The sequence below is a fragment of the Novosphingobium kaempferiae genome (assembly GCF_021227995.1).
GTDB classification, from domain to species: Bacteria; Pseudomonadota; Alphaproteobacteria; order Sphingomonadales; family Sphingomonadaceae; genus Novosphingobium; species Novosphingobium kaempferiae.
This window is the reverse complement of record NZ_CP089301.1, coordinates 811,052-828,852: the sequence shown is the minus strand read 5'-3', so window position 1 is coordinate 828,852 and position 17,801 is coordinate 811,052. Positions and strand designations below refer to the sequence as shown.

Annotated in this window: 14 protein-coding genes; 5 read left to right on the top strand and 9 right to left on the bottom strand. The window is 66.6% G+C overall.

Annotated features, from left to right (window positions below; all coding sequences use genetic code 11):
- Positions 1 to 128: 128 nt before the first annotated feature.
- Entirely contained in the window at positions 129 to 1,403 is a 1,275-nt protein-coding gene (locus LO787_RS03955) for a cation:dicarboxylate symporter family transporter (RefSeq protein WP_232494565.1), read from the top strand.
- Here the strand turns inward: LO787_RS03955 and LO787_RS03950 are convergent.
- Positions 1,323 to 2,258, bottom strand: coding sequence for a LysR family transcriptional regulator (locus LO787_RS03950; RefSeq protein ID WP_232494564.1), 936 nt, complete (start codon positions 2,256 to 2,258; stop codon positions 1,323 to 1,325). The two genes, LO787_RS03955 and LO787_RS03950, sit on opposite strands and share 81 nt — an antisense overlap.
- A gap of 101 nt (positions 2,259 to 2,359) precedes the next feature.
- On the opposite strand from LO787_RS03950, the gene LO787_RS03945 reads away from it, so the two are divergent.
- Positions 2,360 to 2,782 carry a hypothetical protein gene (locus tag LO787_RS03945; protein WP_232494563.1) on the top strand — a complete coding sequence of 141 codons (423 nt, stop codon included), beginning with the start codon at positions 2,360 to 2,362 and terminating at the stop codon, positions 2,780 to 2,782.
- On the opposite strand, the gene LO787_RS03940 is transcribed toward LO787_RS03945, so the two are convergent.
- From LO787_RS03940 to LO787_RS03910, 7 genes are all read right to left on the bottom strand, one after another.
- Positions 2,736 to 4,319 carry a serine hydrolase gene (locus LO787_RS03940; RefSeq protein ID WP_232494562.1) on the bottom strand — a complete coding sequence of 528 codons (1,584 nt, stop codon included), beginning with the start codon at positions 4,317 to 4,319 and terminating at the stop codon, positions 2,736 to 2,738. The two genes, LO787_RS03945 and LO787_RS03940, sit on opposite strands and share 47 nt — an antisense overlap.
- The gene (locus LO787_RS03935; RefSeq protein ID WP_232494561.1) at positions 4,319 to 5,410 is read right to left on the bottom strand and encodes a hypothetical protein; all 1,092 of its coding nucleotides are present in this window, start codon (positions 5,408 to 5,410) and stop codon (positions 4,319 to 4,321) included. Before LO787_RS03935 ends, LO787_RS03940 begins: the two co-directional genes overlap by 1 nt.
- A gap of 1 nt (position 5,411) precedes the next feature.
- Positions 5,412 to 6,467: an N-acetyltransferase DgcN family protein gene (locus LO787_RS03930; RefSeq protein WP_232494560.1), complete on the bottom strand. Its 1,056-nt coding sequence runs from the start codon at positions 6,465 to 6,467 to the stop codon at positions 5,412 to 5,414.
- 3 nt (positions 6,468 to 6,470) lie between these two features.
- Positions 6,471 to 8,705, bottom strand: coding sequence for a TonB-dependent receptor (locus tag LO787_RS03925; protein WP_232494559.1), 2,235 nt, complete (start codon positions 8,703 to 8,705; stop codon positions 6,471 to 6,473).
- 112 nt (positions 8,706 to 8,817) lie between these two features.
- Entirely contained in the window at positions 8,818 to 10,068 is a 1,251-nt protein-coding gene (locus LO787_RS03920; protein ID WP_232494558.1) for a peptide MFS transporter, read from the bottom strand.
- On the bottom strand, positions 10,065 to 11,057 hold the full coding sequence (locus LO787_RS03915) for a dipeptide epimerase (RefSeq protein WP_232494557.1): 993 nt from the start codon (positions 11,055 to 11,057) through the stop codon (positions 10,065 to 10,067). The genes LO787_RS03920 and LO787_RS03915 overlap by 4 nt, the downstream gene beginning before the upstream one ends.
- Positions 11,057 to 13,093 (bottom strand): serine hydrolase domain-containing protein, encoded by a 2,037-nt coding sequence (locus LO787_RS03910; protein WP_232494556.1) that lies wholly within the window; start codon positions 13,091 to 13,093, stop codon positions 11,057 to 11,059. The genes LO787_RS03915 and LO787_RS03910 overlap by 1 nt, the downstream gene beginning before the upstream one ends.
- A 129-nt stretch (positions 13,094 to 13,222) precedes the next feature.
- On the opposite strand from LO787_RS03910, the gene LO787_RS03905 reads away from it, so the two are divergent.
- Both LO787_RS03905 and LO787_RS03900 read left to right on the top strand, forming a co-directional pair.
- The gene (locus LO787_RS03905) at positions 13,223 to 13,912 is read left to right on the top strand and encodes a helix-turn-helix domain-containing protein (RefSeq protein WP_232494555.1); all 690 of its coding nucleotides are present in this window, start codon (positions 13,223 to 13,225) and stop codon (positions 13,910 to 13,912) included.
- Complete coding sequence (locus tag LO787_RS03900) at positions 13,909 to 15,165, top strand: dipeptidase (protein WP_420847786.1); 1,257 nt, start codon at positions 13,909 to 13,911, stop codon at positions 15,163 to 15,165. Before LO787_RS03905 ends, LO787_RS03900 begins: the two co-directional genes overlap by 4 nt.
- Before the next feature lie 426 nt (positions 15,166 to 15,591).
- Here LO787_RS03900 and LO787_RS03895 read toward each other — a convergent pair whose 3' ends face one another.
- The gene (locus LO787_RS03895) at positions 15,592 to 17,574 is read right to left on the bottom strand and encodes a xanthine dehydrogenase family protein molybdopterin-binding subunit (protein ID WP_232494554.1); all 1,983 of its coding nucleotides are present in this window, start codon (positions 17,572 to 17,574) and stop codon (positions 15,592 to 15,594) included.
- On the opposite strand from LO787_RS03895, the gene LO787_RS03890 reads away from it, so the two are divergent.
- Positions 17,530 to 17,799, top strand: coding sequence for a hypothetical protein (locus LO787_RS03890; protein WP_232494553.1), 270 nt, complete (start codon positions 17,530 to 17,532; stop codon positions 17,797 to 17,799). The genes LO787_RS03895 and LO787_RS03890 overlap by 45 nt on opposite strands.
- The last annotated feature ends 2 nt before the right edge of the window (positions 17,800 to 17,801 follow it).

Sequence of the window (17,801 nt, the reverse complement as noted above, 5' to 3'; positions counted from 1 at the left end):
CAATCGTTGGCAAAGGCTGCAGAGCCTCCGCGACGCCTATAGAAAGTCAGAATATGTGCCTTTCATCCAATGCAACGATCGGCGCACTTTATGCGTCAGGCGCATAAATTCATGGTGGGCGCGCTTCGATGATCCTAGCGATCCTGCGCCGGCTCTACGTCCAGATGCTAATCGGCATCGCCGCGGGCGCGCTGGTCGGCTGGCTGTGGCCCAGTTTCGGGGTAGAACTGGCGCCCCTGGGCGTGGCCTTCGTCAAGGCCATGCGGATGATGGTGCCGCCGGTCATATTCTGTACGATCGTCGAAGGCATCGTCCGGCAGGGCGAAGCGCGGGGCGTCGGGCGCACGCTTCTGCGCAGCATCGCCCTGTTCCTTGCAATCACGGCAGTGGCGCTGCTATGCGGATTGATCGCGGTTACCCTGTTCAAGCCCGGACAGGGTCTGGACATTCCACCGCCCTCCGCCGCGCTGGAGGAGATGCAGAGGCAGCTGGGCGTGCGCGGCATTGCAGGACCCGGCGACTTCCTCATTCGAATGATACCCGAAACGCTTTTTTCGGCGTTTACCAGCGGAGACGTGCTGCCCGTTCTTCTGGTCGCCGGGCTCGTCGGCTTCGGACTGCTCCAGATCAGGGACCATGCCCAGCCCCTGATCCGCGGGATCGAGGCAATGACCAAGCTGCAATTCGCGATCTTCGGGTTCCTGATCCGCGCCGCGCCGGTGGGCGCATTCGGCGCACTGGCGTTCACTGTCGGCACCTATGGCCTGGAATTCATCGGTTCGCTCAGCCTGATGATCGCTACGCTGGCGACCGGCTGCCTGATGTTGGCGGTTATCCTGCTCGCCTCCGTGCGCATCACGACGGGCCTGAGGATACGAACCCTGGGCCGTACCTTCCGGGACGAGATTGTAGTCGTTCTGGGTACCTCGTCCACCGAAGTGGTGCTGCCGCGCCTGATCGCCAAGCTGGAGACGCTGGGCTGCCCGCGCAGCATCGTCGGTCTTACGGTCCCGCTGGGCTATACGCTCAATCTAGCGGGTACTGCAGTCTATCTGATCGTCGCCACGATGTTCCTTGCAGAAGTCACCGGGCACGACCTTTCGGCCGAGCGCATCGTCGCCTATCTTGCGCTGATGCTCGTCACCTCGAAGGCTGCGGCCGGCATCATCGGCAGCGGCTTTTCGGCGTTGCTGCTGACGCTCTCGGTCATGCCGGACATTCCCGTCGCCTCGGCTGCGATGCTTATCGCGGTGGACCGCCTTATGTCCGAAATCCGCGCAATCACCAGCGGCATCGCCAATGTCAGCGCTTCGCTGCTGATCTCACGCTGGACCGGCGTCGTCTTTGCGCCGCACGCGCCAGGCGTCGGAGATGAGCGCGAGCAGGCGGCTGGCCGCGGGTGAAAGCTCCACCGACGGGCGGCGAAGCACCCCCAGCGTCCGGAAGATCGTAGCGCCCTGCAGCGGCTTCCAGACGAGATCGCGCGCCTCCGGTCCTTCGCACGCGAGCCTCGGCAGAACGGACGGGCCAAGCCCGGCATTGACCAGCGCCAGCGCCGAACTGAGCCGCGTGACCTCGTAGAACCACCGCAAGTCCAGCTTCAAGGGTGCCAGCCCTGCATCCAGTGTGGTGCGGTTGCCGCTCCCCGCATGGATCGTGACCAGCCGCTGCCCAAGCAAGTCTTCCCAGCGCGGGTTTTTCAGCGCCGCCAGCGGATCGTCCTTGCGACACACCAGCCCATAGTGATCGTCGTAAAGCGGTTCGTAAACCAAGTCAGAATCTCTTGAGACGGGAAGGGCGATCGCAAATTCCGCCTCGCCCGTGCGGACTGCTTCGGCGCATTCGGTCGCCGACAGGTCCAGCACGCGTACTCGCACGTTGCGGTAGTCACGCCCAAATTGCTCCAGAACTTCGGGAAGGAAGCGGACCGTAGCACTCGGCACGCTTGCCAGCACGATGCGTCCTTCCTGCCGCTCACCGACCGCCATCTTGCCAAGAAGCGAATTGTCGATCTCATCGAGCAGGCGCCGGACTAGCGGCATGATCTGCTGGCCTGCCGGCGTAAGCCGGACACTACGGGTACTCCGCTCGAACAGGGCCTCGCCGATTAGTGCCTCAAGTTTCTGAACTCGGCGGCTCAGCGCGGGCTGAGACAGGTTCAGTCGCTGCGCAGCACGCAGGAAACTGCGGCCTTCGGCAACCGCGACGAGCGCCCTGAGGTCGAGTATTTCGCAATTGAGCAAGTTCACCTTAGCCATCTAGCACGCAACCTGTGAGAGCGAAGCGTTATCACTGCATGGTTGGCGTATGCTGTCTCGGGGAAATTCTAGGTTTCTCTTCCCATGCAGACGGAAAATCGATGATTCCGGGTGCGTTTCAGTTTGGGATCATTCGACCCTTTGTGGCCATTCAGGAGCAAAATCCTAACCCTCAGGTGCGGACGGTCGCTATCCCGGCACTTCGCGACCAATTCAATCTTCTGCGCAGTGTCCGTATCAATTGTCCTTCACGCCGAACCACGCTTTCCTATTTTTCTAACGGTTGTGCGGCAGTGCGCGCCTGTCACCGTACAGCGGCTCAGTTTGATGGGCTCCTGACCGGTCATTCATTTAGGTTAGGTGTATTGAATACCCCACAAGACGCCGCCAGGCGTGATGGCGTCGAAACAGCCATTTCACCGTGTATCGATAACCTCGATTTTTCAATGTCTGCGCAGGATTTCGCAATCCTCGAAATTACTGTTCAGCAGGCTCGAACAGCAGATCGCCGTAGTCGAAACTGAAATCGGCGATCGGCGAGACCGGCTTGGCGGTGACCCGCGCAACCTTGCCATCGGCGTCGAGACCGAAGGTGAGGTAGGCTGGCTCGATCCCGGCGTCGTTGAATTTCGCGACGAAAGTGTCGTACTGGTAGTGCGTCAGCCGCCCTGTCATCCCCGGCGTCGTCGTGAAGTCCACGGTAAGACCCTTCTCATCCGATCCGACCTTTAAGGTGCCGTACCAAGCATCCTCGTAGCTGCCGGCGTAACGCGCCCGTGACAGCGAGGGGCCGATCTTCGCGGGCGCTGCCGCCTGCTGCTTCACCGCCTCCTCGGCCGCAGCGATGCGCGCGCGGCGATATTGGCCAAAGCGGGTGGGCCAGTCCTGGGAGGGAAGGCCGAGGTAATGGTCGATCAACTCGTACATCAGCCCGTAGCGCGGCTCGATCTCCTCGCTGTTGATGGTGATGGCGAAGCCGACGTCGCGCTCGGGGATCATCACAACAACGGTGGTAAAGCCGAATAGGCCCCCTGCGTGCCATACGATCTTCGAGCCCCTGTAGTCGCGCACCTCCCAGCCGAGCGCATAGGCGTCGAAGCCCGGCGTCGCGGCTTCGACGGGGGCGGGCATCGGGCTGATCGGCATCGGCGTCACCGGCGCCCACATTTCGTTGCTCGCCGCCTCGCTGAACAGGCGACCCTTTCCTTCGGGCAAGGCGCCGTGGGCAAGCTGGATCTGCAGCCAGCGGGCGAGGTCGGCGGCGCTGGCGGCGATGAGGCCGGCGGGCGCTCCCGCCTGTCCCAGCCGGTCACGCTCGTCGAGCAGCTTCATCGGCCCGGTCCCACGCACCGCGCCGCCATAGCGTGCATGGGGCTGCGCGCGGTCGGGGGTGGTGAGCTGGCGCTCCATCTCTGCCGTGGCGTTGCGCAGGCCGGCGGGCGCGAAGACATGGTCGCGCATGTACTCTTCCCAGGGCTGCCCGCTCACCTGCTCGATCAGCGCGCCCGCGACAATGTAGAGGATGTTGTCGTAGGCATAGCCGCTGCGGAAGCTCGTCGCGGGCTTGATGTAGCGTAGCCGCGCCACCGTTTCCGCGCGGGAGAGCTTGCCGCGCGGGACCATCAGCAGGTCTCCCGCGCCGAGGCCCAGCCCGCTGCGGTGGACAAGAAGGTCGCGCACCGTGATCTCGCGCGTGACCCAGGGGTCGTACATCTGGAAGCCCGGCAGGTGGTCGATCACCTTGTCGTCCCAGCCGATCTTGCCCGCATCGACCAGCGTGGCGAGCGCGGCGGAAGTGAAGGCCTTGCCGGTGGACCCGATCATGAACAGCGTGTCGGCGTCGACCTTCTCGGGCGCGCCCAGCCTGCGCAGGCCGTAGCCTTTGGCGAGGACGACCTGGCCCTGCTCGACGATGGCGACGGCCATGCCGGGCGTGCCGGAGGCCTCGCGCAACTGTTCGATCCGCGTGTCGAGGTCTGCGGGCGGGGCGGCAACCGCGGGCGTGGCTGGGATGGGGGCGACAGCGAGCAGGGGCAGGGCGAGAAGCGCGCGCAGTCTCATCAAGGCGTCTCCGGAAGCGGGAAGGGGCGGCGGCGGAATACCGCCATCGCCATGAGCGGAACGACGTAGATGGCGATCAGCGTCCAGGCGAGGACGCGGTAGCCCGAGGCGATCAGGCTGACGAGGCCGATGCGGTCGGCTACCAGCATGCAGGGGGCGAGCAACAGCAGCGCCGCTCCGGCGCGGCGCGCGCGGGACAGGGTGATACCGGTGCGGGCGATACGCTCGTTGATGGCGTGGACCGCGCCGGTCCCGCTTTCCAGCAGCGCGGCGAAGATCATCGCCTGGAACAGGACGTGGAACGCCGGATGGCCGAGGCGCGAGAGGATGTCGTCCGAGGGCAGGACGGCACTTGCGATCTCCGGCAGGAAAGCGGTCATTCCCGCGAAGAACAGCAGCGCCGGAGCCATGGCCAGCGGCCCGGCAAGGAGCCCTGCGGCGACGGCATCGCGGCCGCTGCGGAAGTGGCGGGTCACCGGCAGCACGATCACGGCGCCGACGATGTTGTATCCGGCATAGGTCACGCCGCCCAATGCCCAGTCTCCGGACGGCGGCGGCGCTGCGGCGAAAGCGGCGGCGATGCGCTCTCCCGTGGACGACACCGAGAGGTAAAGGAACGCGCCGTAGGTGGCGTATAGAAGCACCGAGACCCACAGGAACACCCGCTCGACTCCGGCATTGCCGAAAGCCACGCAGCCGACGATGCCCAGCATGAGCGCGCACGTGCCTAGCAGGGCCGGGGCGGCGAGCATCGCCTGTGCGATCGCTCCCGCCGCGGCGCCGAACACAGCGAGGATGATGATCACGAACAGGCCATAGGCGACCTCGAACAGGATCCAGGCCCGGCCCAACAGCGACTTGAAGAAGTGCCTGTAGTCGCGTGCGCCGACAGCGTGTGCGAAGCGAAAAGTGGCGGCTGCGACCACCGACCAGATCACCGTCGCCAGCATCATTGCGGCCAATCCGCCCCACGGTCCGGCGGGGAGGAAGAATTCCGCGATCTCGCGCCCCGTCGCATAGCCGCCGCCGATGACCACCGCCTTGAACGCGAGGCCGGGAAGCAGCAGGCGGCGGAAGCGGTCGGCGGCCATCTCAGAGGCAGGCGTCGAGGAGTTGCTCGAACGCAAGCCCGCCGCGGATCGGATCGGCGGCGGGCAGGCCGAGGCGCCGCGCGGTCTCGACGATGACCGTGTCGGCCTCGACGTCCGTCATGCCGCCGGTGTTGAGGCTGATCCCGGCGCAGCGGATCGCGGGGTTGGTCAGCTTGCCGGCCATCACAGTCTGCTCGATCACGGCTTCGATTGAGGGCACCGGATAATGCGCATGGCCCAGGATCGCGGTGCGGCCCGGCTGGTGGCAGACGACGAAGAGGTCGGGCTGGCTGCCGTGCAGCAGCGCGAGCGAGACCGGCGCGTAGGCAGGGTGGAACAGCGAGCCCTGACCCTCGATCACGTCGAGATGATCCGGCGCGGCATCGGGGCTGAGCAGTTCGGCAGCGCCCGCGGCAAAGTCCGCGACCACCGCGTCGATCGCGATGCCCGAGCCCGCGATCATGATCCCGGTCTGGCCGCTGGCCCGGAACGTCGCGTCGATGCCGCGCGCGACAAGGCCCCGCGCAATGGCAAGCGCGGTGTATTTCTTGCCGAGCGCGCAGTCGGTGCCGACCGTCAGCAGACGTCGTCCGCTGCGCTTGTGCCCGTTGGCGATGGGCAGGCGAGGGGGCGGTACGCGAAGGTCGATGAGATGGCGCCCGAGCCGCGCGGCGGTGCCCTGCAGCACGGGAATGTCGGCAAGGCGCGCGTGCATTCCGGCCACGATGTCGAGCCCAGCCTCCAGCGCTTCGACCAGGGGGGGCAGCCAGGAAGGCGGGATCACGCCGCCCTGGTTGGCGACGCCGATCACCAGCGCCCGAGCCCCGCGTGCGGCGGCTTCGGACGGCGTCAGGCGCGGCAGGCCGGTGGAGACGGTAGCGGCGGCCAGGGCGTGTTCGGCGATGCAGCGATCGCCCGCCCAGTCGCGCAGACCGAACGCGGTCTTGGCGAACCCCGCCTCGGTCGTATCGCCGAGGAACAGCAGGTACGGCGAGGGCAGCGCATGGCCGCCTGCGCGCGCCGCGACCGTGGTATCGACTTCAACCGCGATGGCCATGGCTCAGAACCCCGCTCCGAGCGTGACGCCGAACGTGCGCGGCCGGATCAGGCCGACACCCGCGGCGCCGTTCGGAAGGCCGCCGCTGTAGTCGGCGCTGGTGACGCCGCGCACGTCGGCGAGGTTCTTGGCATAGACCTCGACCGAGAAGCGACCGAAATCGACGCCCGCGCGAAGGTCGACCACTTCGTAGCTGGGCAAGGTGATCTGCCGCCCGAAGGTGGCGAGATAGGCGGGGTTGTAGTTGCCGCTCTGCTTGCCGAGCAGGCGGATCGAGCCGCCGACGAAGGCCGTGGCGTCGTTGCCCAAGGACCACTCGTAGTCGCCGTTGAGCGCGACCGACCACTTGGGCACGAAGGGCAGCGCGTCGCCCTTGCGACCGCCAACCGCGATGGGATCGGTGTCGTCGGACAGGCGCGCGTCGGTATAGGCGCCGTTGAGCGAGACGGTCAGGCCCGCATCGGGTCGCATCGTTGCGGTGAACTCAACGCCGTCGCTCTTGGCGGATCCGCCATTGGTGTTGACGCCGTAGTCGTTGACGACTGCGTAGAGCTGCACGTCCTTCCAGTCGATGTGGAAGGCAGTGACGTCGATCGCGAACGTGCGATCGCCTGTCTCGGCCTTTACGCCGATCTCGTAGCTGATGAGCGAGTCCGAATCGTAAGTCGACGGCGTGCCGGCCGGCGCGCCGGGCGGCAGCAGGTTGGGGCCGCCGGGGCGGAAGCCCTTCGCCGCGCGGGCGTAGATCGCGGTATGCTCGCCGATCTTGAACTTGGGCGCGACCGACCAGGTGAACACGTCTTCGGATGATTTCGCGCTCAGTGCCTCAGGCGCCAGCAGGCCGGTGCCGCCCTGTGACGCGCTCTGTGAATTGTGGCTGTAGCGGCCGCCGAAGGTGAGGTCGAAGCGCTCGCCAAAGTGGAGGGTGCCGTTGGCGAAACCGGCGAATTCCTCGTACTTCGAACGCAGGAAGATGTCGGCGAGCAACGGGAAGCCGACCATCGGCGTCGTCGTGCCGGGATCGTAGGCTTCCAGCACCTGCAGGATCGCGCCCTTCTCGTGCGTGTAGTAACCGCCGACCATCCAGTCGAACATCCTCTCGCCGCTGGAGGACAGGCGCACCTCCTGCGTCACGCGCTCGACATTGGTGTCCTGCGGCTGGCCGATGTCGCCGAAGGCGGTGCCGGTTTCGGGATCGTAGAGCCCCAGCAGCGAACCGTAGAGCACGGTGTTGTCGTCGCGAAGGTGCTGCTTGAGCGTACTGTAGCTGGTCGACGACAGCAGCTGCGCAAAGCCGAGGTCGGCGCTGATCGTGCCGTTGTAGAGACGGTACGCGATGTTGGTGTATTCAGGCACGAACTGCGACTGGCTGAGCGTGCCGTAGAGCGGCTTCAGCGTCTGGGGGTCCGCCTCGACCAGCGTCGACGCGTCGGTGTTGAGGTTCTGGAGCACGGCGGTCAGGCGGATCGAGAACGCCTCGCTTGGCTTGAATTGCGCGGAGATGCGGCCGCCGTAGCTCTTGCTGTCGTTGATGTTCTTCTGGACGTCCGAACCGCCGGTTCCGATCGAATCGATGAACCCGGCGTAGCTGCGATAGAAGCCCGAGGCGCGGACCGCGAGGCTGTCCGAAAGCGGCACGTTGACCAGCGCGGAGCCCATGTAGGACGCCTTGCCGCCCTTCGCCGTCTCGGCGCTGCCACGGGCGCGCATCTCGAACCCGTCCGTGCTGGGCTCGCTGGTGACGAACTTGATGACGCCGCCCAGCGAACTGGCGCCGTAGAGCGTGCCCTGCGGCCCGCGCAGCACTTCGAGGCGGGCGACGTCGAACGTGTCCAGCTCGCCCGAGAGGATGCCCGAGTTGACGAGGCCGCTGGACGATCCGAACGGCGTCTCGTCGATATAGGTTGCGACCGTGGCGGAGACGCCGCCGGTGTTGATGCCGCGCAGGACCACGCGCGCTTCGCCGGGATTGCTCTGCGAGACCTGCAGGCCGGGGATCAGCTTCAGGTAGTCCTGGAAGGTGATCGCCTGGTTGCGCTCCAGCGTGTCGCCGTTGACGACCGAGACGGACTGGGGCACGTCGAGCAGCGCCTGCTCGCGCTTCTGCGCCGTGACCACGATCTCCTCGGAGGCGGGGCGGGCGCTGTCCGGAGCATCGTCGTCCGCGCGGGCGGTGCCGGCAGTGAGCAGCGCAGCCATGCTGGCGGATATCGACAAGGCGAGCCGAAGTGTCTTCATCGCGTGTGTCCCCCCTATGGAACCTGTTCGATCCTGACCACCCGGACGGCGTTGGATCGATCTTGATATGAAAATTATTGTCTCAATCAGAAAAATGTCAATCGGATTCGCGCTATCCGGCCGTGCGAGCGTAACTATCGATCAGCCGCAGCAGCAGCGCGGCGGCTCCGGCGATGGCGGCGAGCAGGAGGAAGTAGGCGGAGTGCGCCATGCCGCTCCACAAGGTGCCGACGAGCCCGGCGAACAGGCTCCCCGCGAATGTCGCCAGATACCACGCCGCGACAGTCGTCGTGCCGAGGCCCTCGGGTGCGAGGCGGGCGAAGAGGCCGAGCCCGGTGGGCAGGATGAACAACTCCCCGAAGGTCAGGATGGCGAAGAACAGTGCGAGCCACAGCCAGTGCGCCGGGCTGCCCGCCGCCTCCAGCATCGCCAGCAGCAGGTAGGCGCCGCCCACCACCAGCGCGCCGAGCGCCATCTTGCGCGCGGGGCGTTCGATCCGCCCCGCCTCCGCCCGGCGACGCCACCACGCGAGCAGCGGTGGCGTCATCAGCATGACCAGCAGCGGGTTGAGCGACTGGAACCACGTCATCGGGATCATCGCGGTCCCGGCGCGGCGATCGACCCCCGCGTCGGCCCAGAGCGCGACGGTATTGCCGACCTGCTCGTAGGCGCCGCGGAACACGGTCACCGCCAGCGCCACGGCGACGAGCAGCAGCAGGGTGTTGCGGGGGAAGCGGGCGCGGGGGGCGGCATGGCGCTCCACCGCCGGATGCCGTGCCTGCTCGGGCAGGTAACGCTGGCCCCACAGGTAGATGCAAAGCCCCGCGACCATGCCGATGCCGGCCGCGCCGAAGCCCCAGTGCCAGCCGTAAAGCTCGCCCAGCGTCCCGCAGATCAGCGGCGCCAGGAAGCCGCCGATGTTCACGCCGACGTAGTAGACGTTGTAGGCCCAGCCGACGCGCGGGTCGCCCGGTTCGTAGAGGTCGTCGATCTGGCTCGGCAGGCTCGGCAGGAACAGGCCGTTGCCGATGGCGATCGTGCCGAGCGCTACGTAGAACAGCGGCTCGAACGTCATCATGAAATGACCGAGCGCCATGACCGAACCGCCGATCACGATCGCCCGCCGCTTGCCGAGGAAGCGGTCGGCGATGACGCCGCCCAGGATCGGTGTGAAGTAGGCGCATGCCGTATACGTCCCGTAGACCAGCGAGGCATGGCCCTGACCCAGCATCAGCTGCCGGGTCATGTAGTAGACCAGTAGCGCGCGCATCCCGTAGTAGGAGAACTGCTCCCACATGTTGGTCAGGAACAGGACCGTCAGGCCCTTGGGCTGTCCGAACCAGGTCCCCCCGCTCGTCGTCATGCCGCGCCCGATCCCCAGACTTCCGGCCCGGAAAACAGCGTGCCGTCGGCGTAGATAACGGAGGGCGCGCGGTCTTGCGCAAGGAACGTCGGCCCATCGAGGTCGACGAGGTCGGCCACTTGCCCCAGCACGAAGCCCGGCGCGGTGGCGAGGCTGGTGCCCACCATCGTGCCGACCATCACGCCCAGCCCCAGCTCGCGCGCGGCGGCGGCCATCAGCAGCCCCTCGGTCAGCCCGCCGCACTTGTCGAGCTTGATGTTGACGACGTCGAAGCGACCTTTGGCCCCCGCGACGTCCGCCAGCGAGACGAGGCTCTCGTCCCCCGCAATCGGGATCGGTGAATTGAAGCCCTCCAGCTCCGCCTCGGCCCCTCGCGGCAGCGGCTGTTCGAGCAGCGCGACGCTGTGTTCGGCCAGCGCCGCCGTCAGTGTCTCGAGGTCCCCGCGCGCGAAGCCCTGGTTGCCGTCCACGCCGAGCCACACGTCCGGCCGCGCCGCACGGATGGCCGCGACGCGGGCAATGTCGAGCGCCAGTTCGCCGGTCAGTTTGACCTTGATCGAGCGCGCTCCGGCATAGCTCACGGCCTTCGCCGACATCGCCTCCGGCGTGTCCGCGCCGATGGTGAAGGTGGTGACGATCGGCAGAGGCTCGGGCAAGCCCGCGAGTGCCCATACCGGCTTTCCGGCGCGCGCTGCCTCCAGTTCCCACAGTGCGGCGTCCACAGCGTTGCGGGCGCCGCCCGGCGGCATGATGTCGCGCAAGTCCTCGCGGCTCACGCCCGCTTCGATCTCGGTGCGCGCCGCCTCGATGGCGGCGCGCATGTGGGCGAGATCGTCGCCGAGGTAGTAGACGCCCGAGGCCTCGCCGCGCCCCCGGTGCGTCCCATCTTCGAGCGTGGCGACGAGCACGTCGGCCGTCTCGAAGACATAGCCGGAGATACGGAACGGCTCGGCCAGCCGCAGCGTCTCGGTCTCGACGGTCAGGCGCATCAGTAGTTCACCGAGAACGCGAGCAGGTGGAAGGCCAGCGCCACATACAGGATCACGAGGCCCGAGAGCAGCACCGCCACGCTCCACAGCTTCGCGGGCCAGCGGCGGCCGTCGCGCCAGGTCAGGCAGGCGTTCCAGCCCGCGACGAGGACCATGCCGAAGAACGCCACCACGCCCGCCGCCTTGAGGCTCCACAGCATCCAGTCGTTGCCGCTGGAGAGCATGTCGAGGTCGGAGAACATCGCGATGACGAGCCCCGTCCAGCCGCCCAACGTCGCCAGCGTCAGCAGCGCCATCAGGCGCGTTGCGCGGTAGGCGGCGCGGGCGCGGCCCTCGACCTTGAGGACTGCGGCGAAGCGCCAGCGGGTGAAGGCGGCGACCGGCCACGACAGGAAAGTCAGCAGCAATACCGCGAGGCTCGCGTAGATCGCCGGCATGATCCACGCCGCCGATCGCGACGCGGGCACACGGTCGTACATCGTGAAGGGCGAGATCATGTCGAAGCTCCAGCGCACGACCTTGCCGTCCACCACTTGCGCGGCGAGGCGATCATGCCCGAAGCGGGCGCGCCAGACGAAGGGCGAGATCTCGTCCCACTTCTGCGGGGCGCCGCCGGGGCCGTGCAGCGCGGGCACTAGCAGGCCGCCGTCCTCGTCCACGGTCACTTCGGTCTGGCCGAACAGGTTGAGCACGTCGACGAAGTTCGAGTGGCCCCGGCGGCTGGCATCCCACAGGCCGGACATCATCCGGGCGTGCTCGGCGGCGGTCTTCGCATCGACCCGGCCGTCCTTGCCCGTTGCGGCGAAGTAGCGGTCGGCAAAGTCCTGGAACATCTGGCTGCGCACCAGATGCGCGCCGCCCTCCTTGCCCGCGCTGTTGAACGAGACGTAGAAGCCCACGCCTTCGCGCATGAATAGGTGCAGCGAGGTGTGGAAGTTCTCGGTATCGCCAAGGTGCGCGATGACCTGCCGGCCGTTGATGTTGGTCTCGAAGAAGCCCAGTTCCATGCGGTTGAGCGGCGGAATCAGTGAGCGTGGGTTGACCTTGCCGAGCGGGCTGTCGTGCATCATCGCCGCCGTCTCGGGACGCAGGATGCCCCGGCCGTTCTGGAGGTGTGCGATCATGAACTTCGCCATGTCGAGCCCGGATGCGGAGAGCGAACCGGCAGGCGCGGGCACGACCACCTCGAACGCGTCCGCAGGCTGTGAAGCGCGCGGATAGCCGATGGCGGAAAGCGGGCGCAGGCTCGGCTGCAAGGGCTGGCGGAAGCTGGCGGTCTTCATGTCGAGCGGCTTGAAGATGCGGGCCTCGACATAGTCGTCGAAGGGCATTCCGGACACGCGCTGGACCACGTAACCGGCCAGCGTCGTCGCCCAGTTCGAATAGGCCGGGGTGGTTCCGGCATCGAAGATGCGCGTCGGCACCCAGCGCTTGAGGTAGACGTCGATCGGGATCGCGCCGTCCTGCCGGTAGGTGATGAGGTCCTTCATCGCCTCTTCGAACCCGGCGGTGTGCGTCAGGATCTGGCGCATCGTCACCGGCTTGCCATCGCGGGGCGGAATCTTGAAGTCGAGGTAGGTGTTGACGTCCGCGTCGAGGTCGATCTTGCCCGCCTCGACCTGCTGCATCACCGCCGTCCACGTCACCAGCTTGGACACCGAGCCGGGGCGGAACAGGGTTGTGGGGGGGTCGACGGGCTTGCGCCTGGCGATATCGGCATAACCATAGCCGCGCGCGGCGATGACCTGTCCGTCCTTCACCACCGTCACCACGGCCCCGGCAAGGTCGTTGCTGTGCAGCGCGAAGGGCATGTAGCCGTCGAGCCAGCTGTCGAGGTCGGCGGCGGTCAGGTCACGGGCGCCGGTGGGGGCGCCAAGGGGCTTGGTCGGAGTCGCGACCGCCGGGGTCTGCTCGGTGGGCGAGGGGGCACTCGGCACTTGCGCCAGCGCAATGCCGCCGACGGTCAGTAGCGCGCACGCGGCTATGCCCTTGGACCGCCTCGAAAGTCGCCGCCAGAATGATCCCGTGTTCCCCATTGCCCATCCTTTCGCATCTCCCCCGTTGCACCCCGAGCAATGGGGCGATACTATTGGGGAAAGGTGTTCCAATTAGGACGATGTTATCCTGATTGGAAAATTCGTCAATGGTGCTGAAAGGAATGCCGGGTGCCGACCTCGCCGCCGACTTTGGGAGCATTGCTGCGCGGTCTGCGCTCGAGGGAGGGCTGGACGCTCAAGGAGATGAGCCAGCGCAGTGGAATCCCGGTCTCCACCCTCTCCAAGATTGAGCATGACCGCCTCACGCTGACCTACGACAAGCTGCAGTCGCTCGGGCAGCGGCTGGGCCTTCGGATGTCCGAACTCTTCGCCGAGCCGGGCGAGGACGTGACGCAGCCCGTCACCGCGCGCCGCAGCCTTGGCGATCTTGCCAGTTCGGTGCGGGTCGAGACGGCGAACTACGACTACTACTACCTCTGCACCGAACTGCGCCGGAAGCGGATGATCCCGGTGGTGACGAAAATCCGCGCGCGCTCGGCCGAGCAGTTCGGCGATCTCGTGCGCCACTCGGGCGAGGAGTTCATCTATGTCCTGAGCGGCAGCATCGTGGTCGAGACCGAATTCTACGATCCGGTCGTTCTTGAGGCCGGGCAGTCGCTCTACATAGATTCGAGCATGGGCCACGCCTACCTCGCCGCCGAAGGGTGCGAAGAGGCCGAAGTGCTCGGTGTCATGTCCAGCGCGGACGACACGCTGATGGAAGCGATGCTGCACATCCACGAAGAGCAGCGCCAGAACGCCGCGCCGGCCAACGAGGACACCCCGCCATCCCCGCGCCGCCGCGCGAAAGGAGTATGATGATCCAACCGCTGCCTGCTCTCGTCATGCTGTCGAGCCTGGTCGCCGCGGCGCCCTCTTTCGCGGCCGCGCCCGACGCGGACTTCGCCGCGCGCGTCGCCAAAGTGCTGCGCTCAACGCCGCTCATCGACGGGCACAACGACTGGCCCGAAGCCCTGCGCGAGAACGAGGGCGACAAGCGCTGGGATCTCGACCTGACCGACCTTTCCGCCACGCCCGGCCGCTACAACACGGACATCGCGCGGCTGCGCAAGGGCATGGTCGGCGGGCAGTTCTGGTCGGTCTGGGTTTCACCCGATCTGCCGGGCGACGAGCAGGTAATCCAAACGCTCGAGCAGATCGACCTCGTGCGCTCGATCGTCGGACGCTACCCGCAGGCCTTCGTGCTGGCCCGCACCGCCGCCGATGTTCGCCGCGCCCATGCCTCGGGGCGCATCGCCTCGATGATCGGGGTGGAAGGCGGCGGGCAGATCGACGGCAACCTGTCGATCCTGCGCACTTACGCGGCGCTGGGTGCGGGCTACCTGACGCTCACCCATTCGCGGACGATCGACTGGGCCGATTCCGCCACCGACAATCCCCGGCACGGCGGGCTCACCGACTTCGGCAAGCAGGTGGTGCGCGAACTCAACCGGCTGGGCATGCTGGTGGACCTCGCCCACGTCAGCGAAGGCGTGATGCGCGATGCGATCGCGGTGTCGAGCGCGCCGGTGATCTTCTCGCACTCCAGCGCGCGGGCGGTCGACGACCATCCGCGCAACGTGTCGGACGACGTCCTGCGACTGCTCAAGGCCAAGGGCGGCGTGGTGATGGTGAACTACGCGACGCCTTACGTGTCCGACGCCTATCGCCGCTGGGCGGCGGATTCGGCGGCGGAGAAGACGCGCCTCAATGCGCCGCCATTCGGCGGGCTCGACATCGGCCAGCCCGAGAAGGCTGCCGCCGATTACGCCGAGTGGTTGAAGGCCCACCCGGCGCCGCGCGTCACGCTGAGCGAGGTCGCGGATCATATCGAGCATATCGCGAAAGTCGCCGGGGTTGATCACGTCGGTATCGGCTCGGACTTCGACGGCGTAGGCAACCAGTTGCCTGAGGGGCTCTCGGACGTATCGACCTATCCGACACTGCTGGCGGAGTTGATGCGCAGGGGCTGGAAAGACCAGGACGTGGCAAAGCTGGCAGGCGGAAACCTGCTGCGGGTCATGGAAGCCGCCGAGCGCGCCGGCACCGTCCGACCAACAGAGAAGTATTGACGCATCCCGACGCCTCGGATGACCGTTAGGGGAACGTCAAACTTACCGTCGCACCAAAAAATTGATTGGAACAGGCCCTCTGGCTCTGGACCAATGCGAAACGCAGGTTTCTTGGATATGCCTGTCTGAGGCCGACATTCTGAACAATCCCAACCCAAAGTGTTTCACTCCGTGTGATAGACGACCCATTCTTTCCGTTCCTGAGCCAGATTTCGATCCCCAGGTCCGGACCGGCAGGTATTTCGACGGCCGTCGACCACCTTCCGCCGTTAAGCGGCGATGGCATGAACGTCCGCTTGTTTCGCGACCTGCCGTTCTTCGCTCGTGGAGTTCCCCGGCAGATGAAGACTTCCGGCAAGGGCAATGCCGCAGTTGAGAAAGCCTGTCGGTTTCATCCACTGTCCTTTTACCGCCAACGCCCGGAGGTCACAGGCCACCATTACTGGTGGCCTGGTTCTTAAGAAAAGGCAGGCTTTCGGTCGGGTGTCCGGTCAGAGCCAGCACCGCGTTGGCGACCGCCGGCGCAATCGGTGTAACGCCGGGCTCGCCCATGCCGGTCGGTTTGTTGGCAGACGGCATGATATGCGTCTCGACGTGCGGCATCTCGTTCATCCGCATCACCGGGTAGCTGTCGAAATTGCGTTCCTGGACGATCCCGTCCGTGAGTGTGACCGCGCCGAATAACGCGGCAGAAAGACCGAAGCCGATCCCGCCTTCCATCTGCGCCGCGATCTGGTCGGGCGCGACGGCGAGTCCGCAGTCGACCACGGCGACGACGCGGCGCACCACGGGGCGTTCGCCGTCCAGACGGACCTCCGCAACCTGACCGACAAGGGTTCCGAACGCCTCATGGACGGCCATGCCGCGCGCCCAATCCGGCTCGATCGGCTTGCCCCAGCCGGCCTCGCGGCACAGCCGGTCGAGCACTGCCAGCCGGCGCGTATCTCCCGCCCTGCGATACAGAGCGCGGCGATAGTCGGCCGGATCGCGTCCGGCCCGGCGCGCGAGCTGGTCGATGCCATGCTCCATCACCATCGCCGTGTGCGAATGGCCGACCGATCGCCAGAAGGTGACCGGCACGGGGAAGGAGGGCGTGTGGATCTTGCCATCGACGGTGGTGGCGGTCGAGAAATAGGGCGAGTCCGTGATCCCTTCCGTGGCCGTGAAATTGGGCCCGGCCGGCAATAGCCCCTGACACACGCTGTGAAACCGCCAGCGCGCGGGAAAGCCATCGGGGCGCAGCTGGACGGAGACGCGGTGATGCGACATCGGCCGGTAATAGCCCGCCGCCATCTCGTCCTCGCGCGTCCACATCAGCTTGACCGGGCGACCGCCCGTCCGTTGGGCGATCCGCACGCATTCGACCAGATAATCCGAGGTGAAGAGCCCGCGCCGCCCGAACGAGCCGCCCGCCGGCACTACCTCGATATCGACCTTGCCGGGAATGGTCCGCGCGGTCAGCGCCGCCTGAACCTGATCGACGGTGACGAGATGCGCGCCCGAGGTGATCCTGACGTCCCAGCCATCGACCTGGGCCACGCAGTCCATCGTCTCCATCGGCGCATGGGCAAGGTAGGGAAAGTCGAAGGCGAACTCGGCGATCGGGCCGTTGAACGGCGCCTCCGCATCCTCGCCCTTCATCGCGAAATCGGCTGGTTCGACATCGCAACGCCCGGCGGCAATATCGTGATACCAGCGCACAAGGTCCGCGCTCGAACGCGTCTCGGCTTCGCTGTCGTCCCATTTGAGGCGAAGGGCGTCACGGCCCCGCCGCGCGGCATAGGTCCCCTCCGCCACCACCGCGACGCCGCTCTCGATCGCGAACACGTCGACCACGCCCTTGATCTTGCGAGCGTCAGTCGCGTCGAACCGCGCCAGCCTGCCCCCGAAGCGCGGGCTGTGCGCGACCATGGCCACGAGCATGTCGGGCCGCCGGATGTCCTGACAATAGACCTGCGCGCCCGTGCTTTTGGTCAGGCTGTCCTTGCGCCGCACCCGGTCGGTGCCGACCAGCAGAAAATCCTTGGGCTGCTTGAGGGTCGGCTCTTGCGGCGTGGCCTGACGCGCAGCATCGGTGAGCAACTCTGCGAAGCTTGCCGATCGACCAGAGCCAAGATGCGAGACCACCCCGTCGCGCACCTCGATCTGGCTGCGCGGAACATGCCAGCGCAGCGCAGCCGCCGCGACAAACATGGCGCGGGCCGCCGCGCCGGCCTTGCGCATCGGTTCGAAGTTGGAGGCGATGGCGTTGGACCCTGCGGTCATCTGCACGCCGTAGGCCCGGAAATTGCCGCGCGAATCAATGACGCGCACGCGGTCCCAATCCGCGTCGAGTTCCTCGGCGATCAGCGCGGCGAGCCCGGCATGGATGCCCTGGCCGATTTCCTGCTGCTTGTTGACGATCGTCACCCAGCCATCGGGCGCGATGCGGATGAAGGGGCCAAAGGCGCTCGGCTCGGGATCACGGCCGCCGCCGCTCAGGATCGCGCCACCCAGTTCCATCGGATGGGTGACGCCATAGCCGACGACGAGTGCGCCGCCGAGCAGGCTCCCGCCAAGAATCATCTTGCGGCGCGTGAGGCGCAGGCCGCGCCGTGGCGTCTCCGTCTCGCTCATGCACGGCTCCTTTCGTGAAG

Coding starts and splice junctions, on each gene's coding strand:
- LO787_RS03955 (WP_232494565.1), top strand. CDS start 129: ATGATCCTAGCGATCCTGCGCCGGCTCTACGTCCAGATGCTAATCGGC.
- LO787_RS03950 (WP_232494564.1), bottom strand. CDS start 2,258: ATGGCTAAGGTGAACTTGCTCAATTGCGAAATACTCGACCTCAGGGCG.
- LO787_RS03945 (WP_232494563.1), top strand. CDS start 2,360: ATGATTCCGGGTGCGTTTCAGTTTGGGATCATTCGACCCTTTGTGGCC.
- LO787_RS03940 (WP_232494562.1), bottom strand. CDS start 4,319: ATGAGACTGCGCGCGCTTCTCGCCCTGCCCCTGCTCGCTGTCGCCCCC.
- LO787_RS03935 (WP_232494561.1), bottom strand. CDS start 5,410: ATGGCCGCCGACCGCTTCCGCCGCCTGCTGCTTCCCGGCCTCGCGTTC.
- LO787_RS03930 (WP_232494560.1), bottom strand. CDS start 6,467: ATGGCCATCGCGGTTGAAGTCGATACCACGGTCGCGGCGCGCGCAGGC.
- LO787_RS03925 (WP_232494559.1), bottom strand. CDS start 8,705: ATGAAGACACTTCGGCTCGCCTTGTCGATATCCGCCAGCATGGCTGCG.
- LO787_RS03920 (WP_232494558.1), bottom strand. CDS start 10,068: ATGACGACGAGCGGGGGGACCTGGTTCGGACAGCCCAAGGGCCTGACG.
- LO787_RS03915 (WP_232494557.1), bottom strand. CDS start 11,057: ATGCGCCTGACCGTCGAGACCGAGACGCTGCGGCTGGCCGAGCCGTTC.
- LO787_RS03910 (WP_232494556.1), bottom strand. CDS start 13,093: ATGGGGAACACGGGATCATTCTGGCGGCGACTTTCGAGGCGGTCCAAG.
- LO787_RS03900 (WP_420847786.1), top strand. CDS start 13,909: ATGATGATCCAACCGCTGCCTGCTCTCGTCATGCTGTCGAGCCTGGTC.
- LO787_RS03890 (WP_232494553.1), top strand. CDS start 17,530: ATGGATGCCCTGGCCGATTTCCTGCTGCTTGTTGACGATCGTCACCCA.